Annotated in this window: 9 protein-coding genes and 1 other RNA gene; 7 read left to right on the forward strand and 3 right to left on the reverse strand. The window is 40.6% G+C overall.

The genetic code is table 11. From position 1 onward, the window contains the following. Window positions 1-44: 44 nt before the first annotated feature. From V7164_RS19750 to V7164_RS19760, 3 genes are all read right to left on the reverse strand, one after another. Complete coding sequence (locus V7164_RS19750; protein ID WP_335347017.1) at window positions 45-713, reverse strand: deoxynucleoside kinase; 669 nt, start codon at window positions 711-713, stop codon at window positions 45-47. Further along, complete coding sequence (locus V7164_RS19755; protein WP_335347018.1) at window positions 710-1,351, reverse strand: deoxynucleoside kinase; 642 nt, start codon at window positions 1,349-1,351, stop codon at window positions 710-712. Before V7164_RS19755 ends, V7164_RS19750 begins: the two co-directional genes overlap by 4 nt. Window positions 1,352-1,628: 277 nt before the next feature. Continuing rightward, window positions 1,629-2,915, reverse strand: a complete 1,287-nt coding sequence (locus V7164_RS19760; RefSeq protein ID WP_335347019.1) for a glycoside hydrolase family 18 protein — start codon at window positions 2,913-2,915, stop codon at window positions 1,629-1,631. A gap of 147 nt (window positions 2,916-3,062) precedes the next feature. Between V7164_RS19760 and tadA the strand changes: the two genes are divergently transcribed. The 7 genes from tadA (at window position 3,063) to V7164_RS19795 (ending at window position 7,457) form a co-directional block, all read left to right on the forward strand. Further along, the gene (gene tadA, locus V7164_RS19765) at window positions 3,063-3,587 is read left to right on the forward strand and encodes a tRNA adenosine(34) deaminase TadA (protein ID WP_335347025.1); all 525 of its coding nucleotides are present in this window, start codon (window positions 3,063-3,065) and stop codon (window positions 3,585-3,587) included. Window positions 3,588-3,665: 78 nt separating this feature from the next. After that, window positions 3,666-3,930, forward strand: an RNA gene (gene ffs, locus V7164_RS19770) — signal recognition particle sRNA large type. 130 nt (window positions 3,931-4,060) lie between these two features. Further along, the gene (dnaX, locus tag V7164_RS19775; protein ID WP_335347020.1) at window positions 4,061-5,752 is read left to right on the forward strand and encodes a DNA polymerase III subunit gamma/tau; all 1,692 of its coding nucleotides are present in this window, start codon (window positions 4,061-4,063) and stop codon (window positions 5,750-5,752) included. A 20-nt stretch (window positions 5,753-5,772) separates the two neighbouring features. Further along, window positions 5,773-6,093, forward strand: a complete 321-nt coding sequence (locus tag V7164_RS19780) for a YbaB/EbfC family nucleoid-associated protein (RefSeq protein ID WP_335347021.1) — start codon at window positions 5,773-5,775, stop codon at window positions 6,091-6,093. 147 nt (window positions 6,094-6,240) lie between these two features. Continuing rightward, the gene (recR, locus tag V7164_RS19785) at window positions 6,241-6,837 is read left to right on the forward strand and encodes a recombination mediator RecR (RefSeq protein ID WP_066302038.1); all 597 of its coding nucleotides are present in this window, start codon (window positions 6,241-6,243) and stop codon (window positions 6,835-6,837) included. Between the two features lie 46 nt (window positions 6,838-6,883). Next, window positions 6,884-7,102 (forward strand): YaaL family protein, encoded by a 219-nt coding sequence (locus V7164_RS19790; RefSeq protein WP_335347022.1) that lies wholly within the window; start codon window positions 6,884-6,886, stop codon window positions 7,100-7,102. 91 nt (window positions 7,103-7,193) lie between these two features. Beyond that, window positions 7,194-7,457 (forward strand): pro-sigmaK processing inhibitor BofA family protein, encoded by a 264-nt coding sequence (locus V7164_RS19795; RefSeq protein ID WP_335347023.1) that lies wholly within the window; start codon window positions 7,194-7,196, stop codon window positions 7,455-7,457. Window positions 7,458-7,643: the final 186 nt, after the last annotated feature.

The raw sequence follows: 7,643 nt of genomic DNA on the forward strand, positions 1-7,643 counted from the left end.
TTTTTTATTCTTTATATACTAAAATAGTCGCCTGTTTAGGGCGACTATTTTTTTAATAATTGAGTTTGCTTCATGAACTCCGAAATCCGTTCAAGAATCGGTTCAACTGAGCTTTCATCATCAATAATATCATAATCATTGATATTCAATCGAAGTACAGGACAAGCGTTAAAGGAGTTAATCCAATCTTCGTAGCGCTTATGCATTTCCTTCCAATACTCAATAGGTGTCTGTTGCTCCATTGGGCGTCCTCGTTCATGGATTCGGGATAGAATATCATCGAGGGAGCCTTCTAGATAAATAAGCAAGTCCGGATGCGGGAAATAAGGAGTCATGACCATCGCCTCAAATAGGCTAGTATAGGTTTCGTAATCGACCTTGGACATGGTGCCTTTTTCATAATGCATCTTCGCAAAGATCCCAGTGTCCTCATAAATGGATCGATCTTGGATAAAACCGCCGCCATACTCAAAAATTCGTTTTTGTTCTTTATAACGTTCAGCTAGAAAATAAATTTGCAGATGAAAGCTCCAGCGTTCAAAATCCGCATAAAATTTATCTAAATAAGGATTGGTATCCACTTTTTCAAAGGATGTGCGAAAGTGTAGAGCCTTTGCAAGGGCATTGGTCATTGTAGATTTTCCCACTCCAACCGTTCCGGCAATCGTGATGACTGCATTTGAAGGGATTCCATATTTGTTTCGAAGAATCATGATTGCATGCTCCCTTTAATTAATGTGATAGATAACGTGTCAATGATCGTTTGGAGATCCTCTTGATTTTTTACAAAGTCTAAATGATCGCCATTGAAGCGTAGAACTGAAACCTCCGGATGCTGAGATTCGAAGTCGCTAATCGCCTTGTCATAATCTATGGATAATTGCTCTAAATACAAGGGGCTTATATTCTTTTCAATATCCCTTCCCCTTAGGCGAATACGCTTCAGAATTGTTTCTAGACTTGCATGAAGATAAATCACTACATTGGGCTTTGGCATATCTACAGTTAGGATATCGTAAATTTTTAGATACTTTTCGTATTCCTGTGTATTCAATGATCGCCCGGCAAAAATAAGATTTTTTAATATATGGTAGTCTGCAACGACAGGTTTATCTTTCTTCAGAAAATGGTTCTGAATATCAGCTAACTGCTTATAGCGGTTGCAGAGAAAAAACATTTCAGTTTGAAAACTCCATTCCTCAATGTTTTCATAGAATTTACCTAAAAACGGGTTTTCATCTACTATTTCTTTCAGTAGGGCAAATTCGAAATGATCAGAAATGGCCTTAGCTAGTGATGTTTTTCCAACACCAATTGGTCCCTCAACCGTGATAAAAGGGGTTGCTCCCATGGATAGTCCTCCTACTCCGTCCTGCTTTATCTATAAAAGTGTTGTTTGGCACTCCGTCCTTAAATGACACAAAAATTATTTTATCATACAATCGTGGTGGAAGGGATATGGAATTTTTTTATAGGGAATGCATCTGCTTTCCAATAGGCCTCTATCTAATTTCACTGCGCTGATCATTACTTCGTATATCAAGGGTTTGTTCAATTAGGTCGACCGGCAGAATTTATTAAAATGGCACAAAAAAACAGCTGACAATGTATCAGCTGTTTCAAATCTCTTAAGGTCTTTTTACAACGTTAAAATTCTCTGTGATCAATAACCAGTTTTGCGGAAAAGAAAGGCCAAGCTTCCAATAGCTCATTCCTCTTAACTTCAATTCCTTAATCAAATCAAATTTTGCCTGAATGGAGCGGGCGTCTTCAAACCAGACCTCATGTCTTTTCCCCGCCTGATCCGTATAGTGGAAGAATGGTGCCTGTGCTTTCGTGTCATACTGAATAGCGACATTGTTATTCGCGGCAAGCTGTATAGCCTGCTGAGGGCTTAATGCTCGCGCAAAGGAGCCTTGAACAAATGGCAGTGTCCAGTCATAGCCGTATAAGTTTTGTCCCATTAATATTTTCTTGGAAGGAATCTCTGTTATTGCATACTCTAATACCTTCCGAACGGGTCCAATAGGAGAAACTGCCATGGCCGGTCCGCCGCTATAGCCCCATTCATAGGTCATGATGACAACGAAGTCAACAATCTCCCCGTGTGCCTTATAATCATGTGCCTCATACCAGCGTCCTTTTTGCCCAGCGCTTGTTTTAGGAGCTAGAGCAGTCGAAAGCAGCCAGCCTTCCTGCTGAAATCTAGCCTTGGCTTTTCTAAGAAAACGATTGTATGCTTCTCGATCGGCTGGGCGCAAGTATTCGAAATCGAAATGTATATCCCGGAAGCCGTATTTTTTAGCTGTTGCCACGATATTATTTAAAAATTTGTCCTGAATGGGCATATCATTGAGGAGAATCCGACCCAATTCATCATTAAACTGATCATTCTCCTGGTTTGTAATCACCATCATCAGTACATTTCTGTTGGCACGGGCAATCGCAGGGAAATTATTTAGTAATGGCTCTTTCAGGGACCCATCACGAAGTGCCTGAAAACTAAAAGGAGCTAAATAGGTCAAATAAGGAGCGGCTTCTCGTGCACTTGTTTCTAAATTGGGTGCAACCGTTGTGCCCCTTGGTTCTACATACGCATTAAATTCAGCCTGCTGTTTTGGACGGGGCGGAATATAAAGTCTAAATCCGACCTGAAGCGGCGTGTTAACAGAAATGTGGTTAATAGAGGCTAGTTCCTGATAGGAAATATTAAATTTCCTTGAGATTGAGTATAGACTATCCCCGCTATGCACCGTGTAAAATTGGCCGATAATGGGGATTACTAGGGTTTGACCAACCACTAGATTATTAGGATTCGGAATTTCATTAGCTTCGGCTATATCATTGGCGGTCGTTCCATAGGCACGCGCGATACTTGTTAAGGTTTGGTTTGCCTGAACAACATGAATTTGCAAAATGACTCCTCCTTTATCTAACAAATAAGGACCATTCTCGATGAATAAAATTAAACACTACAACCATTTTATGAAGGAATAAATGAAGTAATGATATAATTTAACAAAGGATCTTATTAAAAGGATGAAAAATAAATGGATTTGCAAATGGAACAGTCAGATGAAATATATATGCTAGAAGCGATAAAAGAGGCAAAAAAGGCTGAGGATATGAAGGAAGTGCCTATTGGAGCTATTATTGTTTTAAATGGGGAAATCATTGCAAGAGCTCATAATTTACGGGAATCCAATCAAAATGCAATTGCCCATGCGGAATTACTTGCTATTGATAAAGCGTGTCAGCAGCTTGGAACGTGGAGGCTTGAGGATGCCATTCTTTATGTTACGCTGGAGCCGTGCCCTATGTGTGCTGGAGCCATTATCCTTTCTCGGATAAAAAAGGTTGTGTACGGTGCAAAGGATCCGAAGGGCGGCTGTGCGGGCACTTTCATGAATCTTTTGCAGGATGAGCGATTTAATCATCAGAGTGAGGTAGTAACAGGTGTCCTGGAAGAAGAGTGCGGTGAATTACTGTCATCTTTCTTCCAAAGCTTGCGAGAACGAAGGAAAGAAGAGAAGAAACTAAGGAAACAAACACAGTTGGATAATCATACAGGAATTGTCAGCGAATAGGAATTGATTTTTACACAAAAGATTAGTATACTTAATTATGCGTCACATATGGCGCAACTAAATATGGTTTCAACTTTGCCGTGCTAGGCGGGGAGGTAGCGGTGCCCTGTACTCGCAATCCGCTCTAGCGAGGCTGAATCCCTTCCCGAGGCTGGTGTCCTGTAGGGCCTGCCTTAAGTAAGTGGTGTTGACGCCCGGGTCCTGCGCAATGGGAATCCATGAACCATGTCAGGTCCGGAAGGAAGCAGCATTAAGTGGACCATCTCATGTGCCGCAGGGTCGCCTGGGCCGAGCTAACTGCTTAAGTAACGCTTATGGGAGCCAGTCGAAGGAAGGTGCACGGCAGTTTAACTATAATAAACAAAACTCATCTCTCTGAATTGGGATGAGTTTTTTTATTTCTAAACTTTGAAATAATGAAAATGAATAAGGTATAATGGTTATTGAGAATACATAGGAAGGGGGGCGTAACAATGAGTTATCAGGCTTTATATCGGGTTTGGCGTCCTCAAAGCTTTATCGATGTTGTTGGACAGGAGCATGTAACGAAAACATTGCAAAACGCCCTGCTTCAGGAAAAAATCTCGCATGCCTATCTGTTTTCTGGGCCCCGCGGGACAGGGAAAACGAGTGCCGCAAAGATTCTGGCTAAGGCAGTCAACTGTGAAAGGTCCCCGGTAAACGAGCCTTGTAATGAATGCCCTACCTGTAAAGGGATAACAGATGGATCCATCCAAGATGTTATTGAAATTGACGCCGCCTCTAATAACGGCGTTGAAGAAATTAGGGATATTAGGGACAAGGTCAAATATGCACCAAATGTTGCAAAGTTTAAAGTCTATATTGTCGATGAAGTTCATATGCTTTCCATTGGAGCTTTCAATGCTTTATTGAAAACACTTGAAGAACCTCCAAAGCATGTTATCTTTATTTTAGCAACAACTGAGCCCCATAAGATTCCGCTTACGATTATTTCAAGATGCCAGCGATTTGATTTTAAACGCATTACAGCACAAGCAATTGTAGGCAGAATGAAGCTCATTGTCGAAGAGACTGGCGTTAAGTGTGAGGAACAAGCATTGCATGTGATTGCGAGAGCAGCAGAGGGTGGCATGCGTGATGCGTTAAGCTTACTGGATCAGGCTATATCATTTAGCCAGGACGAAGTGACAATGGATGATGCCTTAACTGTTACAGGAGCTGTTTCGCAAGGCTTTTTAAATAAGCTGGCTCTTGCAGTTATGGAAAGGGATGCGGCAGCAGGGCTGGAATTCTTAGATGAGCTTCTATTTCAAGGGAAAGATCCTGCACGTTTTGTTGAGGATTTTATCCTATATTATCGAGACATGCTCCTCTTTAAGGCTGCCCCCAAATTGGAAGAATCGCTGGAAAGAGTTATGTTAGATGAAGAGTTCCAACAGCTTGCTGAAAAAGTCCAGCCGGAAGAGCTGTATGAATTAATAGAAGTACTGAATAAGGCCCAGCAGGAAATGCGCTGGACGAATCATCCGAGGATTTTTCTTGAAGTGGCGATCGTTAAGCTTTGCCAGCTTGATAGAAAAGGATCAAGTGCAGCTGTCGGAGATCTTCAGCCGTTGCTCCAAAAGATAGAACATTTAGAGAATGAAATCAGTCTTTTGAAGCGCCAGGGTGTTGTGATTCAAGATGAAGGTCAGCCTGCTATTCAGAAAAAAGCACAAAGAAGCTCCCGTAAAGGCTTCCAAGCACCAATTGGGAAGGTTAATGAAATATTAAAGCAAGCAACAAAAAATGATTTAATGGCGATAAAAAGCAATTGGGGCGAAATGTTAAATAGGCTGGCTCATAATCAAATGAGGTCCCAAGCTGCTTTATTGAATGAAGCGGAGCCTGTTGCAGCCTCTCATACCGCCTATATCATTAAATTTAAATATGAAATTCATTGTCAAATGGCAATGGATAATACGAGATTTCTCGACATCTTATCCAGTATTATGTATGAGCTTTTGGGAAAACGATTGCAGCTCGTTGGAATTCCTGATGAGCAATGGCAAAAAGTCAGAGAAGACTTTCTCAACAGCCAGCAAGATAATGGAGTCAACGAAGAACATCCAAATGAGGAAGAACCGTTAATCGCCGAAGCTAAAAAATTGTTTGGTGATGATTTAGTAGAAATAATAGACTAATTAACTGGAGGTACAATAAAATGCGTGGAATGGGCAATATGCAAAATATGATGAAACAAATGCAAAAGATGCAAAAGAAAATGGCCGAGGCTCAGGAGAAGCTTGGTGAAGAAAGAATTGAAGGGACTGCTGGCGGCGGCATGGTTTCTGTCATTGTTTCTGGCCATAAAGAAATCCTTGAAGTAAACATCAAGGAAGAAGTAGTAGATCCAGAGGATATCGAAATGTTACAAGACCTTGTATTAGCTGCAACGAACGAGGCGCTAAAAAAGGCAGATGAATTAACAAATAACACAATGGGCCAATTCACTAAAGGAATGAATCTGCCTGGAATGTTCTAAGACACTTCTATTTGTCTAGCTTCAGTTGTTGGATTAGACTGAAGCTTTTCTTTTTTATGGAGCTTCTGCTTTTCAATGTCTAGCTCCGAGTGCCATCGCGAAGAGCATAAGCAGGTACTCTCCGCTTTTCGATAAGGAGGAATTAATATGCACTATCCTGAACCGATATCTAAGCTGATTGACAGCTTTATGAAATTGCCAGGTATCGGCCCGAAAACGGCCGCACGTCTGGCATTTTTTATATTGAGTATGAAGGAAGACACCGTCCTTGATTTTGCAAAGGCGCTAGTGAACGCTAAGAGAAATTTGTCATATTGCTCGGTTTGCGGCCATATTACGGATCAAGACCCCTGTTATATTTGTGAAGATCAAAGAAGAGATCGAACGGTTATTTGTGTCGTTCAAGATCCTAAAGATGTCATTGCAATGGAAAAAATGAAAGAGTATCATGGCTTATATCATGTACTGCAAGGCGCGATCTCGCCAATGGATGGGATTGGGCCAGAGGACATAAATATACCCACACTTCTAAAAAGACTCCAAGATGACACAGTACAAGAAGTTATACTTGCCACGAACCCTAATATTGAGGGAGAAGCAACAGCTATGTATATTTCACGTCTATTAAAGCCATCTGGAATTCGTGCTACGCGAATTGCCCACGGGCTGCCTGTCGGAGGAGACCTTGAATATGCCGATGAGGTGACTCTTTCAAAGGCACTTGAAGGAAGAAGAGAGGTTTAAATCTAAACTGTCGAGGCGCATGCGCTTTCTAATGGGGGCGAAGATAATGTTATTTCGTAGGAAGGGCTGGCTGCGTAAGGAATTTAATGAAAAGCTATTAGATAAAGTTTATGATTTAAGAGAAGCATGGGCAAATCAAAAAACACTTGTCGAAAAAAGCTTTGATCCATCCGCAGAGATTATGACACAAGCAAAACTTGCAGAGGCAAAATACTTCTTTCTTTTTAAAGAAGTAAAAAAAAGAAATATCACCTTACACAAATAATTTTTGGACATAGTCCTTCTATCGAGGTCTTTTTTGTATATCGATTTCATAAATTGATAGTACAAGTTTCTCGAAAGGAGGATTTTTCTTATTGGAGCCTGTTATCGTTATTTCTATATTAGGAGTATGCATATTATTACTGTTGATTATGGGAACGCCACTGAAGCCAGTTAAAATGGTTGGACAAGGTATTATTAAGATACTGATTGGTGCACTGTTTTTATTCTTTTTAAATACGTTTGGGAATCAGTTCGGCATACATGTGCCCATTAATTTAATCACAGCCTCTGTCTCAGGCTTTCTAGGAATTCCTGGTTTATTTTCACTAGTAGCTATACAGACGTGGATAATTTAAATTGATGAACAGCTGCGCGTTAAAGTAGCTGTTCATTTTTCAAAAGAATTATGTTGACAGTGTTTATATATGATGTTAATATATTAAAAGTCTCCACAAAAGCCTTTTGAAACAACGGAATTCACCGAGAAAAAAGTTGTTGACAAAGACTTGTGCAGATGATAAGATAATAAAGTCGCCTCTGAG

It is taken from the genome of Bacillus sp. JJ1474, assembly GCF_036965225.1.
Lineage (GTDB): Bacteria > Bacillota > Bacilli > Bacillales > Cytobacillaceae > Cytobacillus.